Origin of the sequence: Flavobacterium succinicans (assembly GCF_001662485.1) — a bacterium.
GTDB lineage: Bacteria > Bacteroidota > Bacteroidia > Flavobacteriales > Flavobacteriaceae > Flavobacterium > Flavobacterium succinicans_A.
The window spans coordinates 494,925-512,066 of the sequence record NZ_JMTM01000017.1 but is presented as its reverse complement, the minus strand read 5'-3'; the positions used below and the strand labels follow the sequence as shown (position 1 = coordinate 512,066).

Here is a 17,142-nt window from a genome sequence, read left to right as displayed (position 1 = left end):
AGATAAGCTATGTGAATAGTAAAACGTCTATTTATATCTTTTAAAAGAAACTCTAAATTCTATGTGTCTTCTATGTGGTAAAAAAAAAATCATCCAAAAGATTACAACTTCCCTCTTACAAAGAAATGGCAAGAGAAGATGTCAAGAATACATTATTATTGGTTGGATTATTGCTCTTCAAAAAGATATCGTCTTTGCTATTTAATGTTCGTGCTTCCAATCGGAACATAACGTTATTGGCTACCAAATAATCAAAATTTGCAGAGAAACCATAGGTTTTAAAACCATTTGGCGTTCCCGTTGCAATGATTGCACCATTTTTATCCTGATAATATTCTCCTCTTGCAGCCAACTGAATTTTGTCTGTGGGTTTGTATTGAACGATTACTGATGGATTGTACCAAACATCGTAATCGCTACTTCCTTTTGTCGATTGCTGCGCTCCAATATCAAAACCAGCAATTACAGTTGCTTTTTCGGTCACTTTAAATGTTGCGAAAAAATCGTTGAAATAACGCCATTTTTTATCGACATCAGGCTGTTCATTTCCAACATAAGTACTCCAATTTAAGGATAGACTTGCTGACGGTTTAAAAGTTACTTGAGTTCCAAAAGCAGGCGTTTGATTGCCATCAATTTTTTGAATACGTTGCCATCCATTCAAATACATTGCTGCCAAATACCATTTCTCCGATTTCGAAGTGTACCCTATTTTTACACCCGCTTCATAATAAGGCGTATTATCAGCCCCCAAACTTCGGGTCAAAGTCATACAATCTTTCCCAATCGCACTCTCAAATCCAATATGCGAAGGCATAACTCCCGCATCAATCCAAAGATTGTGTTCTTTTGAAATTTTCACACCCACATTCGCTTCAAACACATTTTGCAACAAGTCTTGCTCAGCCGCCATATTGTACTGAGCATAAGTGCCCGCCATTAGGGCAAAATTCGCGCGAACATTCTCTTTCGAATAATTCACTTTGGCGATTCCTAAATTCAAATTCACCTCATTTGACCTATTATGATTGTAAATAAATCCCGATTTGGTATGATTCTCGGGTTTCCCAAAATCATAACTGTAATACCCTTCGATATAACCTGAAAAGGTAAACGGACTTTTTTCTTTATCTTGAGCTGTAGCAAAACCAAAAGCTAACAAAGCTGTAACTACTATTTTATTCACTTGATTCATTTTTTTATTAGGAGCTAATCCAGCTATTCACTGCAATCTTTAGTGCCAAACCCTGGCACTAAAGGATTTCCGTTGCTATCTGGGCTAGGGCATTTCGTTTTTAAAGACGTTTTATTTTAATTTATCTAAGGCTACATTCAACGCTAAAACATTTACTATTGAAGTTCCCATTACTGATGGTTTGCTGATGTTAGATTCCACCAAAGCTTTTACCTTTTCTTCAGACAATTTTCTAACTTGGGCAACTCTTTTCACCTGAATCAAAGCACCTTCTGGCGAAATATTAGGGTCCAAACCGCTTCCCGAAGCCGTTACCAAATCTGATGGAATCTCCGCTTTTTTCAAATACGGATGCACGATTAAAAACGTGTCGATTCTTTTTTGTACCAAAGCCAGATATTCTGGGTTACTTGGTCCTTTGTTGCTTCCAGCACTTCCAGCGGCATTATAATCTACTGCCGATGGTCGCCCCCAAAAATAGTTGGCTTTGTCGAACTTTTGACCTATTTTTTGATACCCTATTACTTTTCCATTTACTGAAATAGTTTCTCCCTTTCCGTTATTGGGAGCCAATTGTGCAATGCCATAAATAGCCAATGGATAAATTACAGCGAATAAAATTACCATTAATACGGTGAATTTTACTATTGAAAATATGTTTTTCATTTTTGTTTTTGTTTTTGTTTTTTTAAACCTGACAGGTTTCAAAAACCTGTCAGGTTTGATTTTACATAAATAACGTCACCACCAAATCGATGGCTTTAATTCCAATAAAAGGCACAATTATCCCTCCCAAACCGTAAATCAACAGGTTTCTTCTCAAGATAGCTTCTGCACCAATTGGTTTGTAATCCACTCCTCTTAAGGCTAGCGGAATCAAAATCGGAATGATAATCGCATTGAAAATCACCGCTGATAAAATAGCACTTTCAGGGCTGTGCAATTGCATAATGTTCAACCCTTGCAAGGCTGGAATTGCTGTGATGAACAAAGCAGGAACAATAGCAAAATATTTGGCCACGTCATTCGCAATCGAAAATGTAGTAAGCGTTCCTCTGGTCATCAATAGTTGTTTTCCAATTTCTATGATTTCGATTAACTTGGTTGGGTCATTGTCTAAATCCACCATATTACCCGCTTCTTTAGCGGCTTGAGTTCCGCTGTTCATCGCTACACCAACATTGGCTTGAGCCAAAGCAGGCGCATCATTGGTACCATCACCCATCATCGCTACAAGCTTGCCTTGTTCTTGTTCGTTTTTGATGTAATTCATTTTATCCTCAGGCTTAGCTTCGGCAATAAAATCATCCACACCAGCTGCTTCGGCAATAAATTTGGCAGTCAAAGGATTATCTCCTGTAACCATCACGGTTTTTACACCCATTTTTCTCAAACGCTCAAAACGTTCTTTCATTCCTGTTTTGATAATATCTTGCAACTCAATCACCCCTTGAACGGCATTATTTTTTATAACTACCAAGGGTGTTCCTCCATTAGATGAGATTGTAATAACTGTTTGTGAAATATCCTCAGGAAAAATATTTCCTGCTTGCTGAACGATATTTTTTGCTGCATCTTGAGCGCCTTTTCTAATATTGGTTCCATCTCTTAAAACTACGCCACTGGTTCTGGTTTCTGCAGTAAATTTTATAGTTTGTGAGATGTGAGAAGAAAGTTGTGAAATGCTTTCTTTGATTTTGCCTTTTACATCTAACATTTCACTTAATTCCACAATACTTTTTCCTTCCGGAGTGTCATCTGCCAAAGAACTCAAAACAGCCGATTGAATAAATTCGTCTTGCGATACTCCTTTTGCAGGATAAAAATTCGTTGCTTTTCTGTTTCCAATGGTGATGGTTCCTGTTTTATCCAAAAGTAACACATCAATATCTCCCGCAGTTTCTACCGCTTTACCTGATTTAGTAATCACATTGGCACGCAACGCTCTGTCCATACCCGCAATTCCAATAGCAGAAAGTAATCCACCAATAGTCGTTGGAATCAAACAAACGAAAAGTGAGATGAAAGCTGCGATTGTAATAGGTGCATTCGCATAATCAGCAAAAGGTTTCAAGGTCACACAAACAATCACGAAGATTAAGGTAAATGCTGCCAAAAGAATGGTCAAAGCAATTTCGTTTGGTGTTTTCTGACGGCTTGCTCCTTCTACCAAAGCAATCATTTTGTCCAAGAAACTTTCTCCTGGATTGGTTGTAACTCTTACCGTAATTCTGTCACTTAATACTTTTGTCCCTCCTGTTACCGATGATTTGTCACCTCCTGCTTCTCTTATAACTGGTGCACTCTCTCCAGTTATAGCACTTTCATCAATAGTAGCTAATCCTTCAATGATTTCACCATCAATAGGGATTATATCACCAGCTTCACAGAAAAACAAATCGTCCATTTTTAGTTGTGAAGAAGGAATCATTTCAATTTCGTGTGAATAAATTTTACCAACCTCTGAAACTTTTTTAGCAGGTGTTTCTTCACGTGTTTTTCGCAAACTGTCTGCTTGAGCTTTCCCTCTGGCTTCGGCAATCGCTTCAGCAAAATTGGCAAACAAAAGTGTTGCAAATAAAATCAAGAATACTATGAGATTGTAAGCAAAACTACCTTCCTCCCCCGGCCCCTCCGAAGGAGGGGAGAACAAAACATACAAAGAAACTATCAGCATTATAGCAGTTCCTATTTCAACGGTAAACATTACCGGATTTCTGAACATTGTTTTTGGGTTAAGCTTTACAAAAGACTGCACTAATGCTTCTTTTACTTGCTTACTTTCAAACATTGATTTGGAATTATTTTTAGTCATTTTTTATAATATTATTTTAAAGTAAAATATTCTGCCAATGGTCCTAATGCCAATGCTGGGAAGAAAGATAAGGCTGCAATAATTGCGATTACGGCAAAAACCATTACACCAAAAATGGTAGTATCTGTTTTTAAAGTTCCCGCGCTTTCTGGAATGTATTTTTTATTAGCCAATAATCCTGCTATAGCCAATGGACCAATAATAGGAAGGAAACGGCTTAACAACAACACTATTCCTGTAGTAATATTCCAAAACGGATTGTTATCTCCTAACCCTTCAAAACCAGACCCATTATTAGCTGCACTCGAAGTGAATTCATAAAGCATTTCTGAAAATCCGTGATGACCAGGATTATTCAACCAACCAGTAGCATTACCGCTAAACCAATAGCCCATTGCAGTATCATTCGCCGCAAAATAAGTAGCCAAAGCCGTCCCAGCCAAGATTAACAAAGGATGAAGAATGGCGATAAAAGCAGCTATTTTCACTTCTCTAGCTTCTATTTTCTTTCCAAGAAACTCAGGAGTTCTACCTACCATTAATCCTGAAATGAATACAGCCAAGATGATAAAGATGTAAAAATTCAACCAACCTACTCCACAACCGCCATAAAAGGCATTGACCATCATAGCCAACAACTGCATCGTTCCTGAAACTGGCATCGAACTATCGTGCATACTATTCACAGAACCTGTGGAAATTACGGTCGTAGCAATACTCCAAAAACCAGAAATAGCAGCACCAAAACGCACTTCCTTACCTTCCATCGCGCCGGTTGTTTGGGTAATTCCCATTCGTTCGATTGCTGGATTTCCATTAACTTCACTTATAATTGTTGGTATAACAAGCATTAAAAACCCTGCCGTCATTACTCCGAAAACTATCCAAGAAAATTTTCTTTTATTAAGGAAGAAACCTAATGCAAAAATCATAGCAAACGGAATGATTAACTGAGCCCACAATTCAACCGCATTGGTTAGATACGTAGGATTCTCTAAAGGATGAGCCGAATTCACTCCAAAAAAACCACCTCCATTTGTACCAATATGTTTGATCCCAACAAAAGCTGCAGCGGGACCACGAGAAACTTCAACAGTATCTCCTTGCAAGGTCATTATTTTATCTTTTCCTTCAAATATCATTGGAGTTCCACTAAATACTAGAACTACAGCAACAATAGCAGAAAGAGGCAATAAGATACGAGTACAACTTTTGATGAAAAAATTGTAAAAATTTCCTAGTTTATCTGTGGTTTTTTCTCTCATAGCCACAAATACCATAGCAGCTGCCGCCATTCCTGTTCCCGCAGAAACAAATTGCAAGAACATTAAAAATAGTTGACCTAAATAAGAAAGCCCTGTCTCACCAGAATAGTGTTGCAGATTACAATTCACTACAAATGAAATGGCGGTATTGAATGCCAAATCTGGAGACATAGATGGATTTCCATCTGGATTTAATGGTAAACTACCTTGGAAGAGTAAAACAAAAAAGCAAAGGAAAAACCAAACCATATTCACACTCAAAAGCGCTTTTAAATGTTGCTTCCAGTTCATTTCTTCGGTAGCATTGATGCCACTTATTTTGAAAATAAATTTTTCAATAGGATTAAAAATGGCATCAAGCATTGTTTTATCTCCCAAAAAAACTATAGCTATATATCTTCCAACAGGAATTGCCAAAACGATAGAGAGGATAAAAATACTGATGACGCCAAAAAATTCTGTGTTCATATTTTATTGATTAGAAATTAAATAAATTTTTAGCTTTTATAAAAAAAACTACAAGCACAATAAAAGCGAAAGTCCAAGCCAAAATGACTACTACTAAGGGTCTATTATTCGTTTTTATCTTTTTCATTTTTAAAATTTTTCGGGTTTGATTAGTACATAAACCAAATAGCCAAATACGGCAAGTGCGACAATAAATAGTGTGGTCATAATTTTAGATTTTTTCAAAGAATTCGACGGATTTAAAACAAATCGCAAAGAGCAAAGCGCCTAAAGCGAGTAAAAGAATAGTGGTTATCATTTTATTAAAATTTAGATTAGATTTAAACTCCTGAAGTATTGATTTGTTTAACATATTCCGCCTTTAACAATGGCGGGAAAAAGTTCGAGATACTACAGTGACGCAGTTCCATAAACTGGGAAATAGAAAATACATAGACATTCGAAATGGCATTTTGAGTTTCTTTCGTTCCTGAAACAAAAAGAGATTCAGCCACCGAAAGACATTTTTTAGCCCTTGAAATATTTCCTAAAATGATAGCCGTTTTGGTAATCGCTGCGAAACGTTCGGCTTGTTTGTATACATTGGTAATCTGATTTTTCATAACAATGATTTTTATGTTGTGCTGTGCTTATGCCAAAAGTTGTTCCGAAAAAACACCAAACACTCTAAAACATTGTTAACAAAAGGATTGCAAAAAATCCCTTGGAATAGGACATAAAAAAAGCCTATCAAAATGATAAGCTTTTATTGAAATGATAGGATTGTATGCTAATTACTGAACTAGATAAGGGCAGTTTTACAGCTTGTATTCTTCAATTTTTCGGTACAAAGTGGCAATTCCAATTTCGAGTAATCTTGCCGCCTCTGCTTTGTTGCCTTTGGTGTAAGCTAATACTTTTTGAATATGCCCTTTTTCGATGGTTTGCATTGCCAAAGCCGAGGCACTTTTATTAGAATGTTCTTGCTGGTGCTGAATCTCATAAGGTAAAACGTCTTGCGTCAAGGTATCGCCATTGACCAAAATCACCGAACGCTCAATCACATTTTTCAATTCGCGTATATTTCCAGGCCATTGGTACTCCTCTAATTTTTGGATAAAATTGGCACCAATATGTAGCTTTTTCTTATTGGTTTTTTCGGCAAACTGTGCCACAAAAAAAGAAGTTAAAACGGTGATATCTTTCACTCTCTCTCGCAATGGCGGAAGGTGGATTTCAAAAATATTCAATCGGAAATACAAATCCGAACGAAAATGATGCGCTTCACTTTCTTGTTTCAAATCACGATTGGTCGCCGCAATCAATCGGAAATTGGATTTTCTTGGAGTAGTGTCTCCCAAAGGAATGTATTCATTGGTTTCTAAAACCCGTAATAATTTGACTTGCAACTCAAGTGGCATTTCGCCAATTTCGTCTAAAAACAGTGTCCCTCCATTGGCTTCTTCAATGAATCCTTTTTTGTCTTTTAGCGCCCCAGTAAAAGCCCCTTGCTTGTGACCGAACAACTCACTTTCTAAAATTTCTTTACCAAAAGTACTGCAATTCAACGCTACAAAGGATTTACCTACGCGCTTGCTATTTTCGTGTATGGCTTGCGCAAAAACTTCTTTCCCAGTTCCCGTTTCACCAGTTAACAAAACCGTAGAATCGGTTTGAGCTACTTTCTTAGCCAATTCAATAACTTGCTCCAAAGCTTTGGATTTTCCAAGTATGGATTCAAAAGAAAATTGTGCTCCAATGCGTTGTTCCAATTGTTGCACTTTTTTCTGTAGCGCCACTTTTTCTAGCGCTTTGTACAATAGCGGAATAATTTTGTCATTGTCATCGCCTTTGACAATATAATCAAAAGCACCGTTTTTCATAGCTTGCACACCATCGGCAATATTACCATAAGCAGTAAGCAAAATAACTTCGACTAACGGATCTGCTTTTTTTAATTGAGGCACAAAATCGACTCCGCTCCCATCGGGTAATTTGACATCGCACAGCACCACATCGATGGCATTTTGCTCTAGTTTTTTCAAACCAGATTTTAGATCACCTGCTTCTAAAACGTCAAAATTTTCAGATTTTATGATGCGAGCGAGTAAACCGCGTAGTTTTTCTTCGTCGTCTATAATTAGGATTTTTTTCAAAATAGGTAGTGAATTAAAAAAGCAAAATTACTGTATTTACTTTCGTCTTGTATCGATAATCGCTACAATTTTCCATTGGCCATTGTCTTTATACAACGTAAAAACATTGACACCCGAATGGCTTTTTTTCCCATTGACATAAAATTCATAAGGCATCCAATCGATAGCCATAACGCCATCTATATGAATCGTATGACCTAATAATCGCTCTTCAAACTGCATTGTATTGGGGATTGAAGCGATGGATTTATAAAATTTTGCAGCCGTTTGTGTTGAAAATTGACTGCCTTTCGCATTCTCTGCTATTGATTGCAAACCCATTTTATCGGAACACACTTTTTGAATCGCAAGAGAATCTCTAGAGTGAAATCCCTTGAAAAAAATTTCTATGGTTTGCTGCACTTCCAGATTTTGAGCTTGGGTAGTCATTCCGAACAACACCAACATTCCTACAATAAATTTTCGCATACTAATTTTATTTATAACGTTTTGAATCTCCTAACATTCATTTTAAGAGATGAAGATTTAAAGAGTAGTAAAATAAGAAAATAAAAAAGGATTTAAGAAATCTACCTCCTTTTAAATAAAGACGGCTTACAAGAAAAAATATAAAAAGAAGATAGTACTCAGAAACCTATACAATTTTAGTACTTTTGCACCCAAAATTAAACACAAAAGGTATGTCAGTAGCCAAAAAAGATTACAAAAGAATTACGACCAAATCCTTAATTGAGATGAAAGCCAATGGCGAAAAAATCTCAATGCTTACGGCTTATGATTACACTATGGCCAAAATAGTTGATACCGCTGGTATTGATGTTATTTTAGTAGGCGATTCTGCTTCCAATGTGATGGCAGGTCACGAAACCACTTTGCCAATTACTCTAGACCAAATGATTTATCACGCTTCTTCTGTTGTTAGAGCGGTAGAACGAGCTTTAGTAGTAGTTGATTTACCCTTTGGTAGCTACCAATCCGACCCAAAAGAAGCGCTGCGTTCTTCTATACGAATTATGAAAGAAAGTGGAGGACACGCTGTAAAATTAGAAGGAGGAAAAGAAATTAAAGAATCCATCAAAAAAATATTAAATGCTGGTATTCCAGTAATGGGACACTTGGGTTTAACCCCACAATCTATCTATAAATTTGGAACTTATACGGTAAGAGCCAAAGAAGAAGCTGAAGCTGAAAAATTAATCGAAGATGCTCAAATGCTAGAAAAATTAGGTTGTTTTGCTTTGGTACTTGAAAAAATACCTGCGCACTTAGCTGAAAAAGTAGCCAAAAGCATTTCTATTCCTGTTATCGGAATTGGTGCTGGTGGTGGCGTTGACGGACAAGTATTGGTAATTCACGATATGTTGGGAATGAACAACGAATTCAGTCCACGATTCTTACGTCGATATTTGAATTTGTATGAGCAAATGACCACAGCTATAAGTAGCTATGTAAGCGATGTAAAATCGCAAGATTTCCCTAACCCTAACGAACAGTACTAATCCAAATGAAAATTATCTCTACCAAAAACAATCTTCAAGTCCTTCACGAAGACAATCATTTGATTGTAGTGAACAAACGAGTGGGCGATTTGGTACAAGGAGATAAAACAGGCGACAAACCGCTTTCGGAAGTAGTCAAAGAATACCTTAAAGAAAAATACAACAAACCTGGAGAAGTTTTTCTGGGCATTGTACATCGGTTAGACAGACCCACAACGGGAATTGTCGTTTTTGCTAGAACCAGCAAAGCGTTGACCCGAATGAATGAACTGTTTAGCAACCGAGAAACTAAAAAAACCTATTGGGCTGTGGTTAAGAATAAACCCGAAAAACCGCAAGCCCAATTGGTTCATTACCTCAAAAGAAACGAAAAAAACAATACTTCAAAAGCACATACCAAAGAAGTTCCTGATAGCAAATTGGCGAGTTTGGACTATACCATTATCAAAGAACTCACGAACTATTTCGCTTTGGAAATCAATCTACACACTGGAAGACATCACCAAATTAGAGCGCAATTAGCTGCAATAAATTGTCCAATAAAAGGCGATTTGAAATATGGTTTTGACCGAAGCAATCCTGATGGCGGCATCCATTTACACGCCCGAAAATTGGTCTTTGTTCATCCCGTTTCAAAGGAACCGTTATCAATTACAGCGCCCGTTCCTGACGATGTTATTTGGAAAGCCATTTGATTTTTGTAAAAAAAATTCTTTTTTAAGTTTTTAAAAATTAACTTGCAGTACCTAATTTCATCACTGTAGCAATGAATTACAAAACCAGTTTAGCTTTTAGAAAAGAAACATTAGTAAAATTACTCAATACTATTGTGTTACTAGAAGACGAAATCGTACAAGCGCTGTATGATGATTTCAAAAAACCCGCTTTTGAAGCCGTATTGACAGAAACTAATTATGTCATTACAGAACTAAAAGACACTATAAAAAATCTCTATAAATGGGCTAAACCAGAAAGGATATGGCCTTCTATTTTAAATTTTCCTTCCACTGATTATATTTTAAGAGAACCTTACGGGAAAGTATTAATTATTGCTCCTTGGAACTATCCTTTTCAATTGGCACTTTGTCCATTAGTATCCGCTGTAGCGGCAGGAAATCAGGTGGTTCTAAAACCATCGGAGCTAACGCCAAATACGGCAGCAGTAATTAAAAAAATAATTGAAAAAGTTTTTCACGTAAGTCATGTAAAATTAGAAAACGGTGGCGTTGAAGTCGCTCAAAAACTCTTATCGCAACGCTGGGATTATATCTTTTTTACGGGCAGTGTACCCGTAGGTAAAGTGGTGGCCAAAGCTGCGGCAGAACATTTGACTCCAGTAACTTTAGAATTAGGCGGAAAAAACCCTTGCATCATCGACGAAACTGCCAATTTAAAACTTGCTGCAAAACGAATTGTTTGGGGCAAATTCATCAATGCAGGACAAACTTGTATTGCTCCCGATTATATCCTTATACAAAAAGACATGAAAAGTCATTTTGTTGACTATATGAAAATTGAAATTCAAAAAGCCTACGGAGAAGACCCACAAAAATCTCCTGATTTTGCTAGAATTGTGAATGAAAAGAACTGGCTCCGATTGGTCAATATGATTGACTCACAAAAAGTCCTTATTGGTGGTGAATCGGATATTGAAGATTGTTATATTGCCCCTACCCTTATTGAAGAAACTTCATTGGATAGCTTAGTCATGCAAGACGAGATCTTTGGTCCTTTACTACCATTGCTTACTTATAATGATCCAAATGAACTAAAAGCAATAATAGCTAATTATGAAAAACCACTAGCGCTATATGTATTTACAGAAGATAAGGCTTTTGGAAAAGAAATCATGAAAAAATATTCTTTTGGTGGCGGATGCATTAATGATACTGTGGTGCATTTTTCTAACCAAAGATTACCCTTTGGAGGTGTAGGTCATAGTGGTATTGGAGCGTATCACGGTCGATTAAGTTTTGATGTTTTTTCACATAAAAAAGGAATCGTTAAGAAAGCAAACTGGTTGGATTTACCCATGCGATATGCCCCTTACAAAGACAAATTACAATCTATAAAAAAACTATTACAATGGCTGTAGAAAAAACAGTAAGTGAGGCCATTCACTACCGAAGATCTGTTCGTGTTTTTAAAAAAGAGGCCATTGATGAAGAAAAAGTAAAACAATGTATTGCATTAGCCACTTTGGCAGCCACTAGCAGCAATATGCAGCTTTGGGAATTTTATCATATCATAAATCCTGATAAAATACAAGAAATCGCCAAAGCTAGTTTTGATCAAAATGCCGCAAAAACAGCCAATCAATTGGTGATTGTGGTAGCACGAAAAGATTTATGGCGAAAAAGAAAAGAAGCGAATATTGCCTTTTTGAAAACACAATTCGGAGACAAAAAGGAATCCGACTATACAAAAAGAGAAAAATTTGCCTTGAACTATTACCAAAAAATTATCCCAACGATTTATACCGATTTTTGGGGAATTCTTGGTAGAATAAAATACGTAGCTTTTCAATGTATTGGTTTATTTAAACCCATTTACAGACAAGCACGACAAAGCGATATGCGAATCGTAGCGCACAAAAGCGCTGCTTTGGCTGCTCAAAACTTTATGATTAGCATGGCAGCAATAAATTACGACACTTGTCCCATGGAAGGATTTGATTCCTTAAGAGTAAAAGAAATCATAGGATTACCTAGCAGCAGCGAAATCAATATGATCCTTGGCTGCGGAATCCGTGATGAAAACGGTATCTATGGCGAACGCTTTAGAGTCCCTTTCGATCAAGTCTATTTTAAATTATAATCAACCATAAAAAACGTTACTTATGCTTACCCAAAAACCAACTGAAACCAACAAATACAACAATACTTTGGAATTCGAAAAGGTATTGAATCATTCTTTTGCCAATTATAAAAAAATAGTTTTGTATGCAGGATTGGCTCTTTTTGTTTTCCTTTTTTTCTTTGTTATCTTTTTAAGTGCAGTATCTGTAAGCATTATTGGTGTTGAAAACATCAATGAAAGATCTATAGAAAACTTCCAGAAATTATTACAAACCAAGCCTTATATTTGGTATTCTACGGGCTTTTCTATTCTTTCTACCTGTCTATTAAGTCCATTTATGGCTAGTTTTTACAAAATGGCCGATGCTGCCGAAAAAGACACTTCTTTTGGTGTTTCTGGTTTATTTTCAATGTACACTTCTCGTCAATTTGTCCCAATTGTTGCTGTAACCTTTCTTATCAATTTAGCTACTAATGGCCTTAGTCTTGTTTTTGAAGAAATCGGACTTTCTTTCGTTGGAATTATTTTGACTATAATCATCAGTTTTGTTACTCTTTTGACTGTTCCCTTGATTGTTTTAGGCAATTGTTCTACTATTGAATCGATAAAAACAAGTACTGCAATAGTTACCAAACAACCTATAGCAATTTTAATGCTTGTCACTGTGGCAATCATTGGTACATTTTTAGGTCTTTTTGCCTTCTGTATTGGCGTGTTTTTCACTTATCCCTTTTTAATTTCGGTTGTTTATACCATTTACAATCAAGTAAGTAGTTCCGAAGAAACTGTATAACGATTAAAAAAAAAAGATGACATTTTTTTAACTATTTAGTAAACTTATATGTGATAATATTCTACTTTTGACTTCCTTTTCTAGGACTAAATAAAGTACCACAAACCCAAAGCACTGCGATAACATTGTATATCAGACTTTTATATACTGTCATCCATAAACTAACCCTCAAAAGTTGGACTATCACCCTATGGACTAGCGATTTAAAATCTTCATTAAGTAAGATTAGTCATAAAGATTTTGAATTTTTAGTGTTTACTTTTTTTATTGTTTTACTTGTATACATTTATATATCCTTTAAAAAAATAAAAAAGAATAATGCTTTACATGGCAAAGCCATAGGGAAGGAAGAGTTTCAGATATGTTTACTCCTTTTTGGTACTTTTATAATTGCCTTGGAATTGTTTTTTGATTATTTCCAAATACGCCCACAAAGTTTATTGTATCAAAATACAGCGATCGCGTTAGTTATTTTATTTACCTACTTTATATCAAAAAAAGTACCCTATATCTATAACAACATCAAAACTGTATTTGTCACAACTTTCGTCTTCTATTTCATTTATGTTACTTTAAATCTTATTGAACACCAAACCGATTTTATTCCTAAAATCGCTTTCACGATATTGCTTTTTTTATCATTTGATATCTTAAAAAAGTCTAGACTCTATGGTTATTTTATTGGATTAACAATAGTTTCGATTTGTTTGTTTACTTTTTTAGAGACCATCCCAAAACCCGTTGGAATTAAGCTATTAATCAATTCACTTATAGTAATTATTGTAAATTTTATTCGCAAAACTATTGATGACGCACAAACAAAAGAGAATGATTTTATTAAAGAAATCATAAATAAAGGAAACTCACTAACTTTTGCTTGCAATCATCAAGGTGAGGTAATTTATTGTAGTGATACGATTGAAAAAATTCTTGGATATACGCCCAAAGAAGTAATGGGTTTTGAGTTTTGGAGATTGACAGAAGATCCTGATTTTGTTGGACTGCCCTATAATGATGTTTTCGTAGATGGAAAAATTTACATCCGAAAATTAAAATGTAAAAATGGATCCTATAAATTTATTCAGTGGACAGACAAAAAGTTTGCTGACAATATTATCGTAGGCATAGGACAAGATGTTACAGAACAAAGAAACATACACAATAAATACAAAGATATTATTCAAAATGCTAATGATCTTATATTTGAAACCAACACGCGAGGAAATTTTACCTTCATTAATGATTTCTCTCTAAAAACGCTTCAATATGATGAAGATGAACTGCTAGGGAAAAATTTTACATCAATAATTAGTACCGATTATTTTCATGAAATTAAAACGCTTTTCGAAAAAAACACTAACTATCCATTAGTTGAATTCCCAATAAACACCAAATTTGGGGAAAGCATTTGGATCTCACTAAAAGTTATTGTTAGAAAAGAAGAGAACGGAAATATAATTGGTTATTCTGGAATTGGTAGAGACATTACACGAATAAAAAACAACGAATTTAAAAACAATAAGCGACAACAAAAAATTGAATTGTACAATGCAACCATCAAGAACTTATTTACGATAAATTTTAGAGACTTTCAAAACATTGATAATGTGGTTAAGCATATCATTGAAACCGCTTCGGAAATCTCTAACTGTGATCGAGTAAGTTACTGGAGATATCGCGAAAAAACAATTATTTGCATGTGTATTTATTATGCAGAAAATCATAGTTTTGGCAAGAAAATAACATTAAAAAAAGACGATTATCCAGTTCATACCCAAAAAATAAAGCAAGGCATTCAACTGCATAAAGATAATGTTAACAGAGATGCCGAAAACAATGAATTTTACGAATCCTATTACCGCATTCATAATATAAAATCTGCCATAGATACCCCAATTTTACTTAATGGTGAATTGCTTGGCGTTTTATCGTTCGAAACTACAACCAATCAACGAAATTGGGACCAAGAAGACCTTACTTTTGCAAGAACTATTGCTGATATACTCTCCCTCGCCATAGCAACACAAAAACAATTTGAAGCAGAGAAAAAGCTTCAAAAGAAAAGTGATTTACTGGCCGAAATGGCACTTTGCACAGAAAAATTCTTATTAAGCAAAAGCCTAAATGAGATGTTTAAAGACACCTTTGAAATCATGGGCAATGCAACGCAAGCCGATCACTTGTTCTATTATGAAAAAGACCCAAATACCAAATTGATCCGACAAAAATTCAAATGGGGTAAAAAGGGAATACCATTACAAATCACCCCATTACAAAATTTTAATGAAGAGATTTTGCTTGATATCACTAGTAAAGCCTCAATTAAAAAAACATTTAAAACCAAAACCAGCAAACTCAAAAACTCCGTTTTCAAACAATTATTAATTGATAATGACATTAAATCTATCTTGGTTGTACCTATTTTTTATAATGATGAACTTACAGGATTCATTGGTATGGATGATTGTTCTTATGAAAGAAATTGGTCCAAAGAAGAAAGTTTCATTTTAAAAACATTGGCCAGTAATATTTCATATGCCTTAGAACGAGATAAAAATGAAAAACTAATTCATAAAAGTGAAGAAAAATTCAAACTTATTGCCAATAATATTCCTGGAACTGTTTATCTCTCAAAATTTGATAAATACGCCTCAAAAGTATACATAACCGATTCTATTGAAAAACTCACCGGCTATTCAAAAAATGATTTCTTAGAGCAAAAAATATTTTTAATCAACTTAATACATCCCGAAGACAGAGAACTCGTAATCGAAAAACAAAACAGAAATTTCAACAACAAACAACCTAATCATGACCGATACAGAATCAAAAAAAAATCAGGCCAATATATTTGGATAGAAGAATTTAGCGATGCAATTAAAAAAGACAATACTATAGAATATATTGGAGGTATTCTATTCGACATCACTAACCAAAAAGAAACAGAAACCATTCTAAAAGAAAAAGAATTCGCGGAAGCTGCCAATAAGGCAAAATCTGATTTTCTAGCCAATATGAGTCACGAAATTAGAACTCCACTCAATGGAATCATTGGCTTTACCGATTTGCTCATGAAAACCCATCTTAATCGTACTCAAGAAAAATACATGACTACGATTAATCAATCAGCAATGTCTTTATTAGATATCATCAATGATATCTTGGATTTTTCTAAAATTGAAGCTGGAAAACTAGATCTTTTCATCGAAAAACAAGAACTGTCCGAAATTTTAAACCAAACTATCGATCTTATTTTTTATGAATCCAATCAAAAAAAATTAGATTTATTCTTAAAAATTGCCCCAGAAGTCCCCAAATTTGTCTGGGTAGATTCCGTTCGATTAAAGCAAATTTTGATCAACCTTCTAGCTAATGCAGTAAAATTTACGGATAAAGGCAGCATCACACTTGAGGTAGGCGTAATCGCTAAAAATAATGACTCACAACAAACCCTTCGTTTTGCGATTATCGATACCGGAATTGGAATACTAGAAAAAAACAAGAAAAAAATATTCAATGCCTTCTCTCAAGAAGACAGCTCTACCTCCAAAAAATTTGGAGGAACTGGACTTGGGCTTACCATTTCCAATCAATTATTAAGCTTAATGAATAGCAAGTTACAATTAGAAAGTAAAATCAATAAAGGCAGTACTTTCTATTTTGATATTGAGCTAAAAACTTCAAATGTAACTGAAACCGAAGAAGCTTATGATTCAACTAAAAAAAACATTCCTGCTCCGCTGCCATTAAAAACTAAACACCACCTTTCCAATATTAAAATAATGATTGTAGAAGACAATAAGATAAACATGTTACTCTTAAAAACCATTTTAAAGAATTTGTTTGTCGAAGTTGAGGTATTCGAATTTTTAAATGGAAAAGAAGCCGTTGAACAATTTGAGTGCCTAAAACCAACACTGATATTCATGGATATTCAAATGCCCATAATGAACGGTTACGAAACCACCAAAGCCATAAGAAATCTTAAAAACGGAAAAGATATCCCAATCATTGCCATCACCGCTGGAACCGAGAAAGAAGAACGCAAAAAATGCCTAAAAGTAGGAATGAATGATTACATCCCAAAACCAATCATAAAAGGTATTATTGAAGAAGTAATCTTAAAATGGATTACTAAAATTAAGTAACTTTATTCCGAACAACATCAAAAAC

At 35.0% G+C, this 17,142-nt stretch carries 14 protein-coding genes; 6 read left to right on the top strand and 8 right to left on the bottom strand.

The features are described 5' to 3' along the window. Window positions 1-115: 115 nt before the first annotated feature. The 8 genes from FLB_RS04435 to FLB_RS04400 all read right to left on the bottom strand — a co-directional run bounded on the left by FLB_RS04435 (window position 116) and on the right by FLB_RS04400 (window position 8,346). Window positions 116-1,195 (bottom strand): porin, encoded by a 1,080-nt coding sequence (locus FLB_RS04435; protein WP_231891039.1) that lies wholly within the window; start codon window positions 1,193-1,195, stop codon window positions 116-118. A gap of 111 nt (window positions 1,196-1,306) precedes the next feature. Beyond that, complete coding sequence (locus tag FLB_RS04430) at window positions 1,307-1,861, bottom strand: K(+)-transporting ATPase subunit C (protein ID WP_064714740.1); 555 nt, start codon at window positions 1,859-1,861, stop codon at window positions 1,307-1,309. Window positions 1,862-1,922: 61 nt separating this feature from the next. Next, on the bottom strand, window positions 1,923-4,010 hold the full coding sequence (gene kdpB, locus FLB_RS04425; protein WP_064714739.1) for a potassium-transporting ATPase subunit KdpB: 2,088 nt from the start codon (window positions 4,008-4,010) through the stop codon (window positions 1,923-1,925). Between the two features lie 11 nt (window positions 4,011-4,021). Next, window positions 4,022-5,743 (bottom strand): potassium-transporting ATPase subunit KdpA, encoded by a 1,722-nt coding sequence (kdpA, locus tag FLB_RS04420; RefSeq protein WP_064714738.1) that lies wholly within the window; start codon window positions 5,741-5,743, stop codon window positions 4,022-4,024. Between the two features lie 129 nt (window positions 5,744-5,872). Continuing rightward, window positions 5,873-5,950, bottom strand: coding sequence for a K(+)-transporting ATPase subunit F (gene kdpF / locus FLB_RS14230; protein ID WP_157490539.1), 78 nt, complete (start codon window positions 5,948-5,950; stop codon window positions 5,873-5,875). Between the two features lie 113 nt (window positions 5,951-6,063). After that, entirely contained in the window at window positions 6,064-6,345 is a 282-nt protein-coding gene (locus FLB_RS04410) for a hypothetical protein (protein WP_064714736.1), read from the bottom strand. A 195-nt stretch (window positions 6,346-6,540) separates the two neighbouring features. Beyond that, entirely contained in the window at window positions 6,541-7,881 is a 1,341-nt protein-coding gene (locus FLB_RS04405) for a sigma-54-dependent transcriptional regulator (protein ID WP_197488935.1), read from the bottom strand. A 33-nt stretch (window positions 7,882-7,914) separates the two neighbouring features. Continuing rightward, window positions 7,915-8,346: a hypothetical protein gene (locus FLB_RS04400; RefSeq protein WP_064714734.1), complete on the bottom strand. Its 432-nt coding sequence runs from the start codon at window positions 8,344-8,346 to the stop codon at window positions 7,915-7,917. Between the two features lie 212 nt (window positions 8,347-8,558). Here FLB_RS04400 and panB point away from each other — a divergent pair, with 212 nt between their 5' ends. The 6 genes from panB to FLB_RS04370 all read left to right on the top strand — a co-directional run bounded on the left by panB (window position 8,559) and on the right by FLB_RS04370 (window position 17,117). After that, window positions 8,559-9,377, top strand: a complete 819-nt coding sequence (panB, locus tag FLB_RS04395; RefSeq protein ID WP_064714733.1) for a 3-methyl-2-oxobutanoate hydroxymethyltransferase — start codon at window positions 8,559-8,561, stop codon at window positions 9,375-9,377. A 5-nt stretch (window positions 9,378-9,382) separates the two neighbouring features. Continuing rightward, a complete protein-coding gene (locus FLB_RS04390; RefSeq protein WP_064714732.1) occupies window positions 9,383-10,072 on the top strand; it encodes an RluA family pseudouridine synthase in 690 nt (229 codons plus the stop codon). A gap of 71 nt (window positions 10,073-10,143) precedes the next feature. After that, window positions 10,144-11,472 carry an aldehyde dehydrogenase gene (locus FLB_RS04385; protein WP_064714731.1) on the top strand — a complete coding sequence of 443 codons (1,329 nt, stop codon included), beginning with the start codon at window positions 10,144-10,146 and terminating at the stop codon, window positions 11,470-11,472. After that, window positions 11,463-12,194, top strand: coding sequence for a nitroreductase family protein (locus FLB_RS04380; protein WP_064714730.1), 732 nt, complete (start codon window positions 11,463-11,465; stop codon window positions 12,192-12,194). The genes FLB_RS04385 and FLB_RS04380 overlap by 10 nt, the downstream gene beginning before the upstream one ends. Before the next feature lie 22 nt (window positions 12,195-12,216). Next, window positions 12,217-12,969, top strand: a complete 753-nt coding sequence (locus FLB_RS04375) for a hypothetical protein (RefSeq protein ID WP_064714729.1) — start codon at window positions 12,217-12,219, stop codon at window positions 12,967-12,969. 626 nt (window positions 12,970-13,595) lie between these two features. Further along, the gene (locus FLB_RS04370) at window positions 13,596-17,117 is read left to right on the top strand and encodes a PAS domain S-box protein (protein ID WP_157490529.1); all 3,522 of its coding nucleotides are present in this window, start codon (window positions 13,596-13,598) and stop codon (window positions 17,115-17,117) included. Window positions 17,118-17,142: the final 25 nt, after the last annotated feature.